Origin of the sequence: Halomonas sp. MCCC 1A11062, from assembly GCF_021404355.1 — a bacterium.
GTDB lineage: Bacteria > Pseudomonadota > Gammaproteobacteria > Pseudomonadales > Halomonadaceae > Halomonas > Halomonas aerodenitrificans.
On record NZ_JABFTW010000010.1, the window covers coordinates 152829 to 169892 of the forward strand.

A 17064-nucleotide genomic window follows, 5' to 3' on the forward strand; every position below is an offset into this window, starting at 1 on the left:
TCTAGACTCCTTGCGATGACGGCTGGCCTGCACCATGTTCGAGCAGGAGCAGGGTCTCCAGGTGCGAAGTGTGCACGAACATGTCGGCTACCATCGCCTGAACGATGCCATAACCGCCATGCACGAGCCGTGCCGCATCGCGCGCCAGCGTGGCAGGGTCACAGGCAATGTAGACCAGCTTCGGCACCGGGCGTTCGACCAATGCGCGACATACCGCATCGGCACCGTCCCGGGGCGGGTCCAGCACCACGATATCGGGCACCAGGTGTGCCAGCAGCTTCGCTACGGCGACTTCATCGTTCAGGTTGGCCTGGTGTGCCTCGAGTTCGAGTGCGCTATCGCGTGCGTTGGCTTCGAGCCTAGCCACCATGGCGGGATTGCCCTCCACCGCCGTGACCCGGGCACCGTCGGCGGCCAACGGCAGGCTGAAGTTGCCGATGCCGGCAAACAGATCCAGCAGGCGCTGACCGCTGGCGGGAGCCAGCCACTCCCGCACGCTACGCACCATCTCGCGATTGATCTCTGCGTTGACCTGAATGAAGTCTCCCGGCGCAAAGTTCAAGCGCAGCTCGCCCACGTCGAGCGGTAGCCGATAACCGAGCGAGGCCGGCTGCCCCAGCCATTCGAGAGTGGGTTCGTCACGCCCCAGCAGGTACGCGACGACGACGTCATTGGCCTGGCCAAACTCCCGCCAACGCTGCAGGTCGGTGGGGTTCTCGCGCAGCTGGCGAACCACCACCACGCGGGTCGAGTCGGCGGCGATCAGCTCCAGGTGGCCCACCAGTCGCGGCGCTTCGAGCTCGCTCAACTGAGCCCGCAGCGGCAAGAGCAGGGCCGCAAGCTCGGGAACGAGCACCTCGCAGGCCCGGATATCGACCAGACGGCTGGCATGCCGGGCACGAAACCCCAGGTGAACGTCGCCCTGGGCGTCCACCTTGACGCCCAGACGCGCACGGCGCCGGTAACCCAGCGATTGTCCCGCCAGCAGTCGAACGGGGTGAGCGAGTTCGATGCCCTCACGGCCGAGAAGATCGGTGAGCACGTTGCCCTTGTGCCGACGCTGCGCCGCCACCGCCAGGTGCTGCATGTCGCAACCGCCGCATTGACCGTAATGAGCGCAAGGCGGCGTGACCCGCTCGGGCGCGGGCTCGAGCAGCGTGCGCACATGGGCTTCGTCGAAGCGCTTGCGGGTGCGATGCACCGCCACCTCGACACGCTCGCCCGGCAGCGCCCCCTCGACGAACAGCGTCTTGCCGGCAGCGGTGCGAGCCACGCCCCGGCCATCGTGGGCCAGACGCTCGATGCTCACTGCCTCGCCGTCGGCTTCGCGCGCTGCCGGACGCTGGGCTTCGGCGTGCCGCTTGTGCAGCCCTGAGACACCGGAACGCTGACGTGCCGGTCGCCGCTTGCCAAGCAATGCCAACTCAAACCTCCGGGGCGAACAGCCCAGTCGAGAGATAACGATCGCCACGATCGCAAACGATGAACACGATCACGGCGTTCTCGACTTCTTCGGCGACGCGCAGCGCACCGGCCAGGGCACCGCCGGAGGAGACTCCGGCCAGAATCCCTTCCTCGCGCGCCAGGCGGCGCATGTGCTCTTCGGCCTCGTGCTGGCCGATGTCGAGCACCCGGTCGACACGGGTGGCATCGAAGATGCTCGGCAGGTACTCCTTCGGCCAGCGGCGGATACCGGCGATACTGGCGCCATCCTCCGGCTGCAGACCGACGATCTGCACCTCCGGATTGCGTTCCTTGAGATAGCGCGAAACGCCCATGATGGTTCCGGTGGTACCCATTGAGCTGACGAAGTGCGTGATGGTGCCGTCGGTCTGTTCCCATAGTTCGGGGCCAGTACCGCGATAGTGGGCCAGCGGGTTGTCGGGGTTGGCGAACTGATTGAGCGGCTTGCCTTCGCCCCGCGACACCATGGCTTCGGCCAGGTCGCGAGCTTCCTCCATGCCGCCCTCCTTGCTCACGGTGACCAACCTGGCACCATAGGCGGCCATGGCCTGCTTGCGCTCGCTGGATGCGCTGTCGGGCATGATCAGCACCATGCGATAACCCTTGATGGCAGCCGCCATGGCCAGGGCGATGCCGGTGTTGCCCGAAGTGGCTTCGACCAGCGTATCGCCCGGCGTGATGTCGCCGCGCGCCTCTGCTTGTTCGAGCATCGACAGCGCCGGGCGGTCCTTGACCGAGCCTGCGGGATTGTTGCCTTCGAGCTTGGCGAGCAGCGTGTTGTTGCGTCCTGCGGTGATTCGCTTGAGTCGCACCAGCGGCGTGTGGCCTACGACATCCTCGATGGTGGGGAACTGCATGTAAGCGTCCTTAGGCTAACGTCTTTTCCGTAGTATATCCGCGCCGTCATCGACTGGACAGGCATGCCCCGTCAATGTGGCATACTGAGGAGGCTGGCCCGTGACCAAGGAACACCGATGTCGCTCGGAAATCGACTGACACTATGGATACTGTGTCTCCCTCTACTTGTGCTGTTGCTCGTAAGCGTCTCCCTGCTGAAGCAGGATACCGAGTGGCGTAAGGCGGCCCTGCGCGACCGTATCGTCACCGCCGTCGAGCAGCAGAGCCCGGAAATGGCGCAGGCTCTGTTCGATGGCGCCCAGTCCCGGCTCGATGGCATGGCCCGGCGCCTGCTGGAGATCGACGAGACACGCGGCGTCGGTATCTACACCGACGAAGGCCTGATCGAGCTGGAGATGGGGCGCAATCGCGCCCAGGTGGCCTCCTCGCCACCGCACACCACGCAACTCGACACCAGCGGCGACCTGTGGCGGCTGATGATGCCCCTGGCAGTGGCCAACAACGAGGGCACTGCCATGCCCCAGGCATGGCTGGAACTGGATATCGATACCCGCGCGCTCACGCTGGATTACTATCGGCGCCTGGCCACCGCTGGCCTGGGGCTTTTGATCCTGGGGCTGCTGCTGTTCGTGATTGCTTCCGCCCTGGGCCGCCGGCTCGACTCCAGCCTGGACAACGCCGCCGAAGCATTGAGGCGCCTGCGCAGCGGCGACCTGGACATCCGCCTGCCGGAAGAGGGCGCCCCGGAGCTACGCCGCCTGGCTCGTCACGTGAATGCCCTGGGCGACGAGATGCAGCAATCCCGCGAAAACACGCAACGCCAGATCGAGCAGACCACCTCCGAGCTGGAAGAGTCGATGGAAACCATCGAGATCAAGAACATCGAGCTCGACCTGGCACACCGCAGAGCGCTGGAAGCCAACCGCATCAAGTCCGAGTTCCTGGCCAGCATGAGTCACGAGATCCGCACCCCGCTCAACGGCATCGTCGGCTTCTGCCGGCTACTGGGGCGCTCGCGCCTGGAACCGCGTCAGCGCGAGTGGCTCGATCAGGTGCAGGTCGCCTGCGACAACCTGCTGGCCCTGGTCAATGACGTGCTGGACTTCTCACGCATGGAAGCCGGTCGCCTGGAGCTGGATCGCGCCGAGCTGGACATGGTCTCGCTGGTTGACGAAGCGCTCGCGCTTCAGGCTCCGTTGGCCCATCAGAAGGGTCTTCATCTGCTGGGCCTGGTCTACGACGACGTGCCTTCGCCGCTGCGCGGTGACCCGCTTCGCATTCGCCAGGTACTGACCAACCTGACCCACAATGCGCTCAAGTTCACCGAGCAGGGCGAGGTCATCGTCCGGGTCATGGTCGAGGAGCAGCCCGACGTCGAGCATGTCCTCCTGCGTGTCAGCATCAGCGATACCGGAATCGGACTCACCTCCCAGGAGCAGCACAATCTCTTCCAGGCTTTCCGCCAGGCCGCCGCCAGCCATCCCCGGCAATACGGAGGTTCCGGCCTGGGTCTGGCCATCAGCCGGCAGCTGGTCGAACAGATGGGCGGGCAGATCACCGTGGAGAGCGAGCCCTCGCGCGGCTCGACCTTCTCCTTCACACTGCCGCTGGACGTCGTGGGCAACGGCATCGAGACAAGTGACGACATCCTGGACGGCAGCCGGGTCGCCCTCTTCGAGCCCCATGCCCCGACCCGCCACGCACTGAACCACCTGCTCACCCTGTGGGGTGGGCAGGTGGAAGAAACTCACCAACCGGATCTGCTGCCGCCCGCCCCCGCGCTGCTCGTCGCCACGCTCCCCACCGAGCTGAATGACGATGTGGTCGAGGAGTGGCGCGCACGCCTCCAGGCCTGCCCCTGCCCGGTGCTGCTGCTGGTCAACATGGCGCCGCTGGAGCTACCCGACCTGCACCTGCCACGCGGCTGCGAGATCCTCTGCAAACCGGTTTCGCGCCAGGCCCTTGCCGATGCGCTGCGCCGTTGCAGCTCGGCACAGCGTCGCCCCGCCATCGAAGCGCAACGGCAGCACAAGGCACGAATCCTGGTGGTGGATGACAATACGATCAACCGGCGACTGCTGCGCGAACTGCTGCAAAGACCCGGCCTGGAGCTGGCCGAGGCCGGCAGCGGCGAAGAAGCCCTGGCCCTGGCCGAAGGCGAGACCTTTCATCTGGTGCTGATGGACATCCGCATGCCGGGAATGGACGGTATCGAAGCGACCCAGGCATTGCGCCGCATGGGTGGGCACTGGGCGCGCTGCCCCATCATCGCGGTGACCGCTCATGCTCACGACAGCGAGCGAACGCGCCTCCAGGCGGCCGGCATGCAGGAAATCCTGATCAAGCCGGTGGACTCCAATCGCCTCGAAACCATTCTGCAGCGCCACCTCGGCTTCGTGCCACCCCTCCCCGCTAACGCTTCTGCTCCTACCCCCGCCCTGCCGGCGGTGCGTGAAAATGACATCGCCGCGGATCTGGCGGTCGTCGATCTGGAACTGGGCACACGACTGGCGAATGGCAACGAGAGTCTGGCCTACGAACTGCTCGGCGAGCTCGTGGCTTCACTGCCCGACACCCTCGAACAGCTGCACAAGGCACTGGCCAGCAGCGATTCCGAGGCACTGCTGGATGCCGTGCATGCCCTCAACGGCGCCTGCCGCTACTGCGGCGCGCCCGAGCTGGCCCTGGTCGCCGAAACCCTGGAAACACGGCTGCGTTCGCGGGGAATGTCGGAGGTCTCGTCGCTGCTCGAAGACCTGTTCAAAGCCATCGACAGGCTCAACGAGTGGCATGCCCAGAGCCAGGAAGCGCCTCCCAGTACCGCCAAGTGAGCCTGGCTGCGTCGCCTAGCCCCACCTGACGGCGTTATCGGCAGCGGCGCTGAGGTCAATCCTCATCGTCGTGCTCATGGTGATGGTCGTGCTCTTCGAGCGAAGCGACGAAGCCCGCCTCCTGCCCGGCGATGATCAACCGTTTCATCTCGGCCACGGCCTCCTTGAGCCCGACGAACAGCGCCCGGGCAATGATGGCATGGCCGATGTTGAGCTCGTGCAGGCCCGGAATGGCAGCGATCGCCTCGACGTTGTGGTAGTTCAACCCATGCCCGGCATTTACCGTCAGCCCCAGTTCGAGTGCCATTTCTGTCGCTGCCGTCAGCCGCGCATGCTCCTCGCGCGCCGCCTGCCCGGAGCGCTCGGCATAGGCCCCGGTGTGCAGCTCGACGACCGGTGCCCCGGCGCGCTTGGCCGCTTCGATCTGACTCGGCTCGGGATCGATGAACAGGGAGACCTCACAGCCCGCTGCCGCCAGACGTCGGCAGGCATCGGCCACGGCAGCGAAATTGCCCACCACGTCCAGCCCGCCTTCGGTGGTCAGCTCCTCGCGCTTCTCGGGGACCAGGCATACGTGCGCCGGGCGCACCTCCTCGGCCAGCGCCAGCATCTCTTCGGTGACGGCCATCTCCAGGTTCATGCGCGTATTGAGCACTTCGGCCAGCAGGCGCACGTCGCGTGTCTGGATGTGACGACGATCTTCCCGCGGGTGCACGGTGATACCGTCGGCGCCGGCTTCCTCTGCCAGTAGCGCCGCCTGAACCGGATCGGGGTAGCGTGTGCCGCGCGCCTGACGCAGCGTGGCAATGTGGTCGATGTTGACGCCAAGCAGAATGCGCGGGGGATGCATGGTGGCCTCCAGCGGCTGGTTGAATGAGCGAATCAGTGTGAGGGGGGACGGCGCCGTTCGGCAAGCTGACGCATCAGCTCACGGGAACGCAGCGGACGTGTGCCGAGCAAGGGCGCCAGCGCCGCCCGCGCCACCGCCTTGGCCGGCCCGGCCAGCCCGGGGGCTGCCCAGTCGCCGCCGGCCAGCAAACGCAGGGTACGGCCATCGATTCCGGGCGAGCCGGGTACGAAGGCACGCGAGGCGGTATCGAAACGGTAGCGTGCCTGGGGGTCCAGCTCCTCGCCCTCAGGCGTGGTGTAGCGCGGCAAGGCGTCCAGCGCATCGAGCAGCGTGAACTCCAGGCGCCGCAGCGCCATGGCACGCCCATCGGGTCGCGGCAGCGCCCCGAGCAGAGCAGTGTAGAAGGCGAACACGTCCGGCACGGGCAGCTCCACCGGCAGCGTTCGCGTCAGCAGTTCATTGGCATAGAGTCCGCACAGCAGCCCTTCCCCGGCCAGCAGCGCCGCCGCGCCACGACTCTCCATCAGGCGCAGGCGTTTGAGCTCCCCTTCTCCCACCCAAGTGACGTGCAGCGGCGCAAAGGGCTGCAGACGGCCCCGCGAGCGCGAGCCCGGTCGCTGCACGCCCTGAGCCACCGCCCGCACGCGGCCGTGCTCGAGGGTCAGCAGCTCGACCAGAGCGCTGGTCTCGCGATAGGGACGTTTGTGGAGAAGAAAGGCCGGCTGCGGCTGCATGGTGAATCGCCTGAACGAAAAAGGGGCAAGCGCAGACAGGTTTGGGCAGTATCAGTCCAGGTCGTAGCCGAGGCTCTTCAGCGCTCGCTCATCATCCGACCAGCCGCGCTTCACCTTGACCCAGAGATTGAGCATGACCTTGGCGTCGAGCGCACGCTCCATGTCGAGCCGCGCCTCGCGTCCGATGTTCTTGATTCGCTCACCCTTGTCGCCGATGAGGATTTTCTTCTGCCCGGCGCGCTCCACCAGGATCAGGGCGCTGATGTGCACCACCCTGCCCTCGTCACGGAACTCCTCGATCTCGACCGTCACCTGATAGGGCAGCTCGTCGCCGAGCTGGCGCATGATCTTCTCGCGCACCAGCTCCGCCGCCAGGAAGCGCTGGCTTCTGTCGGTGACCTGATCGTCGGGGAAGTGGTGGATGCCCTCGGGCAGATGCTTGGCCACCTCCGCCTCCAGCTCCGGTACGTTGGTACCGTGCTTGGCGGAAACAGGAATGATGGCGGCAAAGTCGCGGCGCGCGCCGACCTCGGCCAGCCAAGGCAGCAGCGTACTCTTGTCCTCGAGCCGGTCGACCTTGTTGACGGCGAGGATCACCGGCGCCTGAACGTGCTCCAGACGCGACAGCACCACCTGATCCTCATCGGTCCAGCGCGTGCGGTCGATGATGAACACCACGCAATCGACGTCGCGCAGGGCCTGAGTGGCGGCCTGGTTCATGAAGCGGTTGATCGCCTTGTTGCGATCGCGCCCCAGGATATGGATGCCCGGCGTGTCGACGTAGATGAACTGCGCCTCGCCCTCGGTCTTGATCCCCATGACCTGATGTCGGGTGGTCTGCGGGCGACGCGAGGTGATCGATATCTTCTGGCCGAGGATGCGGTTCATCAGCGTCGACTTGCCGACGTTGGGACGACCGACGATGGCCACGAAGCCACAGGTCTCGCTCATGATTTCGCCCCTTTCTGGTTTTCGAGCTGGAGCAGAGCAAGCTCGGCGGCCTGCTGCTCGGCATGACGGCGGCTGGAGCCGGTACCCAGGGTATGCGTCGCCAGCAGTTCGACGTGACACTCGACCGTGAAGGTCTGGTCGTGCGCCTCGCCCTCGACGGACACCACATCGTAGCGCGGCAGCGGCGACTGACGCGACTGCAGGAACTCCTGCAGCCGGGTCTTGGGATCCTTCTGGGTATCCTGCAGATCGATCGACTCCAGGCGCTCGGCGTACCACGCCAGCACGCGGGTACGCGCCACATCCATGCCGGCATCGAGATAGATGGCGCCAAGCACGGCTTCCACTGCGTCGGCCAGGATCGAGTCGCGCCGGTGACCGCCGCTCTTCATCTCGCCCGAGCCTAGCCGCAGGCACTCGCCGAACGACATCTCCCTGGCCAGCTCGGCCAGGGTCTGGCCGCGAACCAGCCGTGCCCGCAGGCGCGACAGCTGGCCCTCGCGAGCCTGGGGAAAACGCTCGTATAGCGCCTCGGCAATCACGAAGTTGACGATGGAGTCGCCGAGAAACTCGAGCCGCTCGTTGTTTTGGCCCCCAAAGCTGCGGTGCGTCATGGCCAGCTCCAGCAGAGTGATGTCGCTGAAATCGTGGCCGATGCGTCGGCTGAAGGCGGAAAGGGATTTGCTCACGAAATTCCTGTTATTGCTGATCCATCAATGGATGCGGCGAACCTGGGTGAAACTGGGCAGACCACCGTCCCAGTGCATCCATACGGCAAAGGCTCGGCCGACGACGTTCTCCTCGGGCACGAAGCCCCAGTAGCGGCTGTCGTTGGAGTGGTCGCGGTTGTCGCCCATGGTGAAATAGTGGCCATCGGGTACCACGATCTCGCGCACACGCGGGCCCGGGTCACGTGGATTATTGTAGATACGATGGCTGACCTCGCCCAGGCGCTCCTCCAGCAGCCACTCGCCCGGCGCGGTGGGCGGCGCTTCGTCCAGCACGCGCTTGGGTACGGGCTCGCCGTTGACGTACAGCTGCTTGTCTTCGTAGCGCACGGTATCGCCCGGCAGGCCCACCACTCGCTTGATGAAGTTCACCGAGGGCTCACTGGGGAAACGGAACACCATGACGTCGCCACGCTCGGGCTCACCCAACTCGACGATACGCGTGTGGGTCACCGGCAGACGCAAACCATAGGCGTACTTGTTCACCAGGATGAAATCACCCACTTCCAGGGTCGGACGCATCGAGCCCGAGGGGATCTGGAACGGCTCCACCAGGAAGCTGCGCAGCAGCAGGACGACCAGCAATACCGGAAAGAACGAGCGCGCATAGTCGACCGGCCAGGGCTCCTTCATGGCCCGCTCGCGGGCAGCCTCGTCGAGCCCTTCCGTGGTGCCCGCCTCTACGGCGGCCAGTTTGCGGCGACGCGCCGGGCGCCACCAAACCAGATCGAGCAGCCAGATCAGTCCAGTGATGGCGACTGCCACCACCAGTAGCAAAGAGAAATCCATGTTATCGCCGGTCCTAGTCGTTCACCTTGAGTACGGCCAGGAAAGCGTCCTGGGGAATCTCCACCCGACCGACCTGTTTCATGCGCTTCTTGCCCGCCTTCTGTTTCTCGAGCAGCTTCTTCTTGCGCGTCACGTCCCCACCGTAGCACTTGGCCGTCACGTTCTTGCGCAGCGCCTTGACCGTGGAGCGAGCCACCACCTGACCGCCGATGGCAGCCTGGATCGCCACGTCGAACATCTGGCGCGGGATCAGCTCCTTCATCTTTTCCACCAGCACCCGCCCCCGCGTGTGGGCATGGTCGCGGTGAATGATGACGGCCAGCGCATCGACCCGGTCGCCGTTGATCAGCACGTCCAGCCGCACCAGCCTGGCCGCCTCGAAGCGCTCGAAGTTGTAGTCCAGCGAAGCATAGCCCTTGGAAATAGACTTCAGCCGATCGAAGAAGTCCATTACCACCTCGGACATGGGCAACTCATAGGTGAGCTGGATCTGGCTGCCGAGGAACTGCATGTCGAGCTGGTTACCGCGACGGTTCTCGCACTCCATGATCACGTTGCCGACGAACTCCTGCGGCACCAGGATGCTGGCGCGCACGATCGGTTCGCGCATCTCGTCCACGTCGGCCATGTCGGGCAGCTTGGAAGGGTTGGAGACATACTTGACGTCACCGTTCTTCATCGCCAGCTCGTAGACCACCGTAGGCGCGGTAGTGAGCAGATCGAGATCGTACTCGCGCTCGAGCCGCTCCTGGATGATCTCCATGTGCAGCGTGCCGAGGAAACCGACGCGGAAGCCGAAGCCCAGCGCATCGGAGTTTTCCGGCTCGTACTCCAGCGAGGCGTCGTTCAGCGCCAGCTTCTCCAGCGCATCGCGGAAGTCTTCGTAGTCGTCGGCGCTGACCGGGAACATGCCGGCGTAGACCTGCGGCTTGACCTTCTGGAAGCCGGGCAGGCGCTCGACGTCCGGTGTCTTGGCGTGGGTGATGGTGTCCCCCACCGGGGCGCCGTGGATGTCCTTGATACCGGCCACCACGAAGCCCACTTCACCGGCACGCAGGATGTTGGTTTCCTTGCGTATCGGGGTAAAGATACCCACCTCGTTGGCCTGCCAGTCGCGACCGGTGGACTTGATGCGGATCTTCTCACCCTTTTTCAGGGTGCCGTCGAAGATGCGCACCAGCGACACCACACCGAGGTAGTTGTCGAACCAGGAGTCGATGATCAGCGCCTGCAGCGGCGCATCGGGATCGCCCTTGGGCGGCGGAATGTCGCGCACCAGGCGCTCGAGCAGCCCATCGATGCCCAAACCGCTCTTGGCCGACACCTGGCAGGCATCGGTGGCGTCCAGCCCGATGATCTCCTCGATCTCGTGGGAGACCTTGTCCGGGTCCGCCTGGGGCAGGTCCATCTTGTTGAGTACCGGCAGCACCTCGAGCCCCTGCTCGATGGCGGTGTAGCAGTTGGCCACCGACTGCGCCTCGACGCCCTGAGCGGCGTCCACCACCAGCAGTGCCCCCTCGCAGGCATACAGCGAGCGCGATACCTCGTAGGAGAAATCGACGTGCCCCGGGGTGTCGATGAAGTTGAGCTGGTAGGTGTTGCCGTCCTGGGCATGATAATCCAGCGTGACCGACTGGGCCTTGATGGTGATGCCGCGCTCGCGCTCGAGGTCCATCGAGTCGAGCACCTGCTCCTTCAGTTCGCGCTCGGTCAGTCCGCCGCAACTCTGAATCAGGCGATCTGCCAGGGTCGACTTGCCGTGGTCGATATGGGCAATGATCGAGAAGTTACGAATGTGCTTCAGTTTTCCGTTGCTTGCTTCGTTGCTCATCTAACCCAGTCCGGTATTCGACACGAGCGCGGCAGCGGCAATCTAGGACGGCGCCCGTTCACGTCATATGAATTCAATGGCCGGTATTGTACCGGCATGGCCAAGGGTTGGACAGCACAGCCGCATGCAGCGGCAAAAACGACGACACCTCCCGCATGAGCGGGAGGTGTCGTAGCGACGGTCGGTTGCCTTCGCCGCTCAGCCGTTGCCCAGGCGCAGTGCCACGAACAGCGAGCGACCCTCACGGTAGAGGCGCACCGGCACGGCGCGATCGGTAGGCAGCCTTTCGACCAGCTCGCGCAGTTGGGCCGGCTCTTCCACGGCGTGATGGTCAAGGCTGACGATCACGTCACCGGGTCGAATGCCGGCATCGGCGGCCGCCCCACGGGGGTCGACGTCACGCACCACTACTCCGCTGTCGATTCCGAGCCGCTGACGCTCGGCATCCTCGAGTTCGGCCACGGCAATGCCCAGGCGCGCCTGAGCGTCCGAATCGCCACCGGGCCGTGCCTGCTCCGAGCGCTCGCTATCCGGCCAGTCGCCGATGGTGACGGCAATGTCTCGGCGTTCACCGTCACGCATGATGGTCAATTCGGCATCGTTGCCCGGCGTGACCCGCCCGATCAGGCGCGGCAGGTTGCGCGAACGCTCGACCTCCTCGCCATCGACCTCGAGCACGATGTCACCCGCCTGCAGGCCGGCACGTGCTGCCGGACCTTCGGGGTCGAGGTCGGCGATGAGAGCACCGCTGGCGCTGTCCATGCCGAACGATTCGGCCAGGTCGCGCGACACCGGCTGGATCATCACGCCGAGCCAGCCACGACGCACGCGGCCGTCGTCACGCAGCTGATTGGCAACGTCCATGGCCACGTTGATGGGAATCGCGAACGACACACCCATGAAACCACCGCTGCGGGTGAAGATCTGGGCATTGATGCCCACCACCTCACCATCGAGATTGAACAGCGGCCCACCGGAGTTGCCCGGGTTGATGGCAACGTCGGTCTGGATGAAAGGCACGTAGGCATCACGCGGCAGCGTGCGGTTGATGGCGCTGATGATGCCCGCGGTCACCGAGTGATCGAAACCGAACGGCGAACCGATGGCCGCCACCCATTCGCCTACGCGCAGCCGGTCGGAATCTCCCATGCGCAGCGTCGGCAGGTCGGAAGCATCGACCTTGAGCAGCGCCACGTCGGTCTGGGTATCGGCACCGATCAGCTCGGCTTCGAGCTCCCGGCGGTCGTTGAGACGCACGAGGATTTCGTCGGCTCCGTCGACCACATGGGCATTGGTGAGGATGTAGCCATCCTGACTGATGATGAAACCGGAGCCCAGGGACTGACGTTCATGTCCCCGCCCCGGCCCACCGCCTCCGCCACCGGGCGGCGCCGGGAAGCGGTCGCCGAAGAAGTGGCGGAAGATATCCGGAATGTCCTGTCCGCCGAAATCTTCGAACCCCTGGGAGCGCCCCGAGATCATGCGAGTCGTCGAGATGTTGACCACTCCGGGGGCCGCCTGCTCGACCAGCACGGTGAAATCGGGCAGTTCGCGGGCAAAGGCAGACTGCCATGACAGCAGCATGGCCACCAGCAGCGCCCAAAGAGAGACCTGTCGCGTCAATGGCTTCATGAGAGCTCCTGCATCAGCATTTCGTTATCTCTAGCGGAACTTACTATTCGGATGCTTCGCGCCAGGTGAGACTTTCCGCCACCTGGGCCAACACCCGCGGCGGCAACTCACCCATTGCCACCACCTGCATGGGCCGACCATCCACCACCACATGGCGTACCACGGCGAGCGAGATTCCCAGACGATGCAGCCCCGGAATCAACCGCTCCCGCCCCTCCTCGATCGGCTCGACGAACAGACTCAGGGTCGAAAGGCCATCGCTGTAGATGCGATGACCGATCTCCGGATCGTGTCGGTCGGTCTGCGTATCGACAGGCTGATCGAGAAATCCATTGGGCAGCCAGGCCGCCCGCCAGGCCTGCCGTGGCGGCGTGGGGCTCGCATCGAGCACCACGCCGCCTTGGTACAGTTGCGGTGGCTGGAGTTCGGTCAGTTGGAACGTCTCGACCACACGCCCTCGGTCGTCGATCAACTCGCGCTTGAGCGGCAATGCGGTGTGTTCGTCGAGCCACAGGCGATGGCCGAAGCGCAAACCGTCCAACGGCTCGATATCCAGCCGAACCGCACTGCGATTGGCGATACGCTCATCGCTGCCCATGGAAAGCCGATAATACTGCTCGATATGCCTGGCCATGCCTGCCGGCGATGCGGGCACTTCCGGCTCGCCGTTGGACCAGCTCATGCGGCCGATATGGCCACGGCGCTCGAAGAAGACGGGCGGCCCGTCGAGGAAACGCGCCACTTCGCGCTCGATGCCGTCCTGGATGTCGCGGGAAAGCGCCAGTGTGCGGACGCCATCGATGCCGATGCGTACCGCCCGCGCCTGAAAGACATGACAGTGCCCCGCCCACAGGCTGCGCTCGAACCACTCCAATGGCGATTCGGGACGCTCCCACTCGGCCAGCTGGCGGCAGTCGAAGCGTTCGGTCTCGGTTGGCTCATCCGCAGTTTCTGCAATCGCCACGGCACCGTAAGCCAGGAGCAAGGCACCGCTAAACGCAGCCAGGCACCTGGCGTTACGCCTGTTGACCATCAGCGCTGCCCCAGCGTCTCGTTACCCGAAGCCCGCAAGAGTGGCATCCAGACGTCGCCGCTCAGGTTGGTGGCCCCCTGAGAATGACGGTCGAGGTATGACTGCAGCAAGCGCGCCTGCTCCTGGTCGGTGCTGCGGGATTGCCGCGGATTGGGAGTCAGGAACAGAGGGTTGTCGAAACCGGCGCCGACCGGCATCACGCCGCCGGCCTGACCGCCCGACACCGCCGGAGAGAACAACGGCATGCCAACGGGGGTGGCCTGGCTGCCGCTTCCGGCCTGGGCCACGAGGTTGCGCTGTGTCTGACCCGCAGCAGCGGGCGCTTGATTGTCGGCCAGCTCGGTCTCACCGCCCGAGCGGGTGAAATCGGTGCCGTTGTAGAATTGCACCCCGGTGATCACCATCAGCGTGACCGCCGCCGCAATCCCCGCGCTGCGAGCAAAGGGCTGGATGCGACGCGGTGCAATACGAGGCGCTTCCATTTCAGGCACCGGCTCGGCTTCAAGCCTGGCCATGATACCGGCCGAGAGGTCCGTACTGACATCGATGTCATGATCCCGCCGCATGACGCTGCGCATCAGATGATAGCGCCGCCAGGCTTCCGCCGCGTCCGGCTGCTCTTCGAGTGACTTGAGCATTCGGCGAAGCTCGAGATCATCACCTTCGTTGTCCATCAGGGCAGAAAGCGATTCCCGTGCATTCTGACTCATTCCTCAACACCCCCACATCGACAAGGCACCCTGCCTTGCTACCAATGTTTTCCGGCATTCCCGAACGCACCGAAACGGAATGCCGACAGCCCATGATTTGCCGCTCTCAAACTGCGGTCAATGCTTCAGACGTCATCGACGCGAGACAGTTCAGCGTCGAGACGAAAACTTCTTGAAAAACTTCACTCGGTCACCGATTCCCGGGTCCGAGCCGTCTCCACCAGCGGTTGAATATGTTGATCCACCGCCTCACGAGCACGAAAGATCCTCGAGCGCACCGTTCCCACCGGACACTGCATGATGTTGGCGATGTCCTCATAGGAGAGCCCATCGAGCTCGCGCAAGGTGATGGCCGTGCGCAGATCGTCGGGCAGGTTTTCGATGGCCTCGAAGACGGCCGCCTCGAGCTGATCCCGGGCCAGCGACGACTCCGGGGTTTCGATATCGGAAAGCCGACCGCTATGGTCGAGAATTTCGGCATCGACGATATCGAGATCGCTGCCTGGTGGGCGGCGCCCCTTCGAGACGAGATGGTTCTTGGCCGTATTGATGGCGATGCGATACATCCAGGTATAGAACGCGCTCTCGGCGCGGAACTTGCCAAGAGCACGATAGGCTTTGATGAAAGCCTCCTGGGCCACGTCCTGTACTTCGGCGTGGTCCTGAACGTAGCGACCGATCAAGCCGATGATCTTGTGCTGATACTTCTTCACCAGCAGGTCGAAGGCACGCGTATCGCCATTTTGCGCACGCTCCACGAGCTGCTGATCGGTTTCCCGGTTGCCCATTCATGCCCTCCCCGACAGGGCAGCGCCCCGAGGCGGGATGCGGGAGTAAAGCGTCGTTGAATAATCTGCTTGCATGGTTTCAACCTGGAGCCCGTTGGCCGCTGAATGTCCCTGGACGTCGTCGTCCGTCCCGACAAGTGTTCCTGTTTCTTGGCCGCGCATCAAGCCGGCCGCCATGCTGCCGGCGCTGAGACCCCTCGGGCAGCTTCGGGTTCCGTTCCGATTGCCGATTATTCCCTCGGCGGGTGTATAGTAGTTCATCTTCTTGCCTTCAACGCATCACGACACAGGTAGCAACATGTCAGATCAGCAGGTCAGCAACCTCAACGTCCTTTCCCAGGACGTACTGATCACTCCCGAAGCCCTCAAGAACGAGATCCCCCTCGGTGACGTCGCCGAGAGAACGGTGATCGAGGGTCGCCGGACCATTCAGAACATTCTCGACGGCAGCGACCCGCGCCTGCTCGTGGTGGTCGGCCCCTGCTCGATCCACGACGTCGACGCTGCCCTGGACTATGCGCGTCGCCTGCGCCGCCTGGCCGACGAGGTGAAGGACAGCCTGTTCATCGTGATGCGCGTCTATTTCGAGAAGCCGCGTACCACTGTCGGCTGGAAGGGCCTGATCAACGACCCGCATCTCAACGGCTCCTTCGAGATCGAGGAAGGCCTGCACATCGCCCGCCGGCTGCTGGTGGAACTCTCCGAGCTCGGCCTGCCGCTGGCCACCGAGGCGCTGGACCCGATCTCGCCGCAGTACCTGCAGGACTGCATCAGCTGGTCGGCCATCGGCGCGCGCACCACCGAGTCCCAGACCCATCGCGAGATGTCCTCGGGCCTCTCCAGCCCGGTGGGCTTCAAGAACGGCACCGACGGCAGCCTCGACGTGGCCATCAATGCCCTGCAGTCGGTCTCGCATCCGCACAACTTCCTCGGCATCAACCAGAGCGGCCAGGTGGCGATCATCCGCACCCGCGGCAACGCTTACGCCCATGTGGTGCTGCGCGGCGGCAACGGCAAGCCCAACTACGACAGCGTCAGCGTGGCGCTGGCCGAGCAGGAGCTGAAGAAGGCCGGCATCAAGCCCAACATCATGATCGACTGCTCCCACGCCAACTCCAACAAGGACCCGGCGCTGCAGCCGCTGGTGCTGGACAACGTCACCAACCAGATCCTCGAGGGCAACCGCTCGATCATGGGGCTGATGGTGGAGTCCAATATCGGCTGGGGCAGCCAGAAGATCCTAGACGACCACAGCCAGATGCAGTACGGCGTTTCCGTCACCGATGCCTGCATCGACTGGGCCACCACCGAGGAGACCATGACGCGCATGGCGAGCAAGCTGAGCACGGTGCTGGCGGAGCGACGCCAGGGCTGACAGCCGCGACACAAGCAGCACGACAGAGAAGGGCTCGCACTGCGGGCCCTTGAGTTATCGTCAAATCTGGTGGATGGCGATCAGGCCGCATTCCTGTCTGATTGATCAACTACTTGCTCCCCGTCCTGGAACTTGACGTTGCTGACGACCAGTTCCAGCTTCTGGAAGTGCTTGATCCTCCTCCATCGCTTTTGAGCGCTCTGGAGCAGCTTGAAGACCATCGCCAGGGTCGTCGCCCGGGAGCCGCAGTTCCGGCTCCGTTTGGTCCTCAGACGGACCGTGGCGAAGGTCGACTCGATCGGGTTGGTGGTGCGGATATGCACCCAGTGCTCTGCCGGGTAGTCGTAAAACGCCAGCAGCTCGTCCTGGTCCTTGGCCAGGCACCCCATCGCCTTGGGGTACTTGGCCTCGAAACGCTTCACCGTGCGATCGAAGGCCCTGCGTGCCTCGTCGCGGGTCTCGGCCATCCAGATGTCATGGAGGTCCGCCT

Annotated in this window: 15 protein-coding genes; 2 read left to right on the forward strand and 13 right to left on the reverse strand. The window is 64.5% G+C overall.

The window, feature by feature from the left end; genetic code table 11:
* Position 1: 1 nt before the first annotated feature.
* Positions 2–1423 (reverse strand): TRAM domain-containing protein, encoded by a 1422-nt coding sequence (locus tag HOP58_RS13190; RefSeq protein WP_234260536.1) that lies wholly within the window; start codon positions 1421–1423, stop codon positions 2–4.
* A gap of 1 nt (position 1424) precedes the next feature.
* On the reverse strand, positions 1425–2321 hold the full coding sequence (gene cysM / locus HOP58_RS13195) for a cysteine synthase CysM (protein ID WP_010628037.1): 897 nt from the start codon (positions 2319–2321) through the stop codon (positions 1425–1427).
* A 117-nt stretch (positions 2322–2438) separates the two neighbouring features.
* Between cysM and HOP58_RS13200 the strand changes: the two genes are divergently transcribed.
* Positions 2439–5153 carry an ATP-binding protein gene (locus tag HOP58_RS13200; protein ID WP_234260537.1) on the forward strand — a complete coding sequence of 905 codons (2715 nt, stop codon included), beginning with the start codon at positions 2439–2441 and terminating at the stop codon, positions 5151–5153.
* A gap of 55 nt (positions 5154–5208) precedes the next feature.
* Here HOP58_RS13200 and pdxJ read toward each other — a convergent pair whose 3' ends face one another.
* From pdxJ to rpoE, 10 genes are all read right to left on the reverse strand, one after another.
* On the reverse strand, positions 5209–6003 hold the full coding sequence (pdxJ, locus tag HOP58_RS13205) for a pyridoxine 5'-phosphate synthase (protein ID WP_010628035.1): 795 nt from the start codon (positions 6001–6003) through the stop codon (positions 5209–5211).
* A gap of 32 nt (positions 6004–6035) precedes the next feature.
* A complete protein-coding gene (gene recO / locus HOP58_RS13210; protein ID WP_234260538.1) occupies positions 6036–6737 on the reverse strand; it encodes a DNA repair protein RecO in 702 nt (233 codons plus the stop codon).
* Between the two features lie 51 nt (positions 6738–6788).
* Positions 6789–7688: a GTPase Era gene (gene era / locus HOP58_RS13215; RefSeq protein ID WP_234260539.1), complete on the reverse strand. Its 900-nt coding sequence runs from the start codon at positions 7686–7688 to the stop codon at positions 6789–6791.
* Positions 7685–8377 (reverse strand): ribonuclease III, encoded by a 693-nt coding sequence (rnc, locus tag HOP58_RS13220; protein WP_010628032.1) that lies wholly within the window; start codon positions 8375–8377, stop codon positions 7685–7687. Before rnc ends, era begins: the two co-directional genes overlap by 4 nt.
* 24 nt (positions 8378–8401) lie before the next feature.
* Positions 8402–9205, reverse strand: coding sequence for a signal peptidase I (gene lepB, locus HOP58_RS13225; protein WP_010628031.1), 804 nt, complete (start codon positions 9203–9205; stop codon positions 8402–8404).
* Positions 9206–9218: 13 nt separating this feature from the next.
* Complete coding sequence (lepA, locus tag HOP58_RS13230; RefSeq protein ID WP_010628030.1) at positions 9219–11036, reverse strand: translation elongation factor 4; 1818 nt, start codon at positions 11034–11036, stop codon at positions 9219–9221.
* Positions 11037–11234: 198 nt separating this feature from the next.
* Positions 11235–12668 (reverse strand): DegQ family serine endoprotease, encoded by a 1434-nt coding sequence (locus HOP58_RS13235; protein ID WP_010628029.1) that lies wholly within the window; start codon positions 12666–12668, stop codon positions 11235–11237.
* Positions 12669–12711: 43 nt separating this feature from the next.
* Positions 12712–13653, reverse strand: a complete 942-nt coding sequence (locus HOP58_RS13240) for a MucB/RseB C-terminal domain-containing protein (protein ID WP_234260540.1) — start codon at positions 13651–13653, stop codon at positions 12712–12714.
* Between the two features lie 47 nt (positions 13654–13700).
* On the reverse strand, positions 13701–14411 hold the full coding sequence (locus HOP58_RS13245; RefSeq protein WP_234260541.1) for a sigma-E factor negative regulatory protein: 711 nt from the start codon (positions 14409–14411) through the stop codon (positions 13701–13703).
* Between the two features lie 182 nt (positions 14412–14593).
* Positions 14594–15199, reverse strand: a complete 606-nt coding sequence (rpoE, locus tag HOP58_RS13250; RefSeq protein ID WP_010628026.1) for an RNA polymerase sigma factor RpoE — start codon at positions 15197–15199, stop codon at positions 14594–14596.
* Between the two features lie 298 nt (positions 15200–15497).
* On the opposite strand from rpoE, the gene HOP58_RS13255 reads away from it, so the two are divergent.
* The gene (locus tag HOP58_RS13255) at positions 15498–16574 is read left to right on the forward strand and encodes a 3-deoxy-7-phosphoheptulonate synthase (protein WP_010628025.1); all 1077 of its coding nucleotides are present in this window, start codon (positions 15498–15500) and stop codon (positions 16572–16574) included.
* An 80-nt stretch (positions 16575–16654) separates the two neighbouring features.
* On the opposite strand, the gene HOP58_RS13260 is transcribed toward HOP58_RS13255, so the two are convergent.
* Positions 16655–17064 (reverse strand): transposase (locus HOP58_RS13260; RefSeq protein WP_234260542.1); only part of this gene is annotated, 410 nt, incomplete at its 5' end.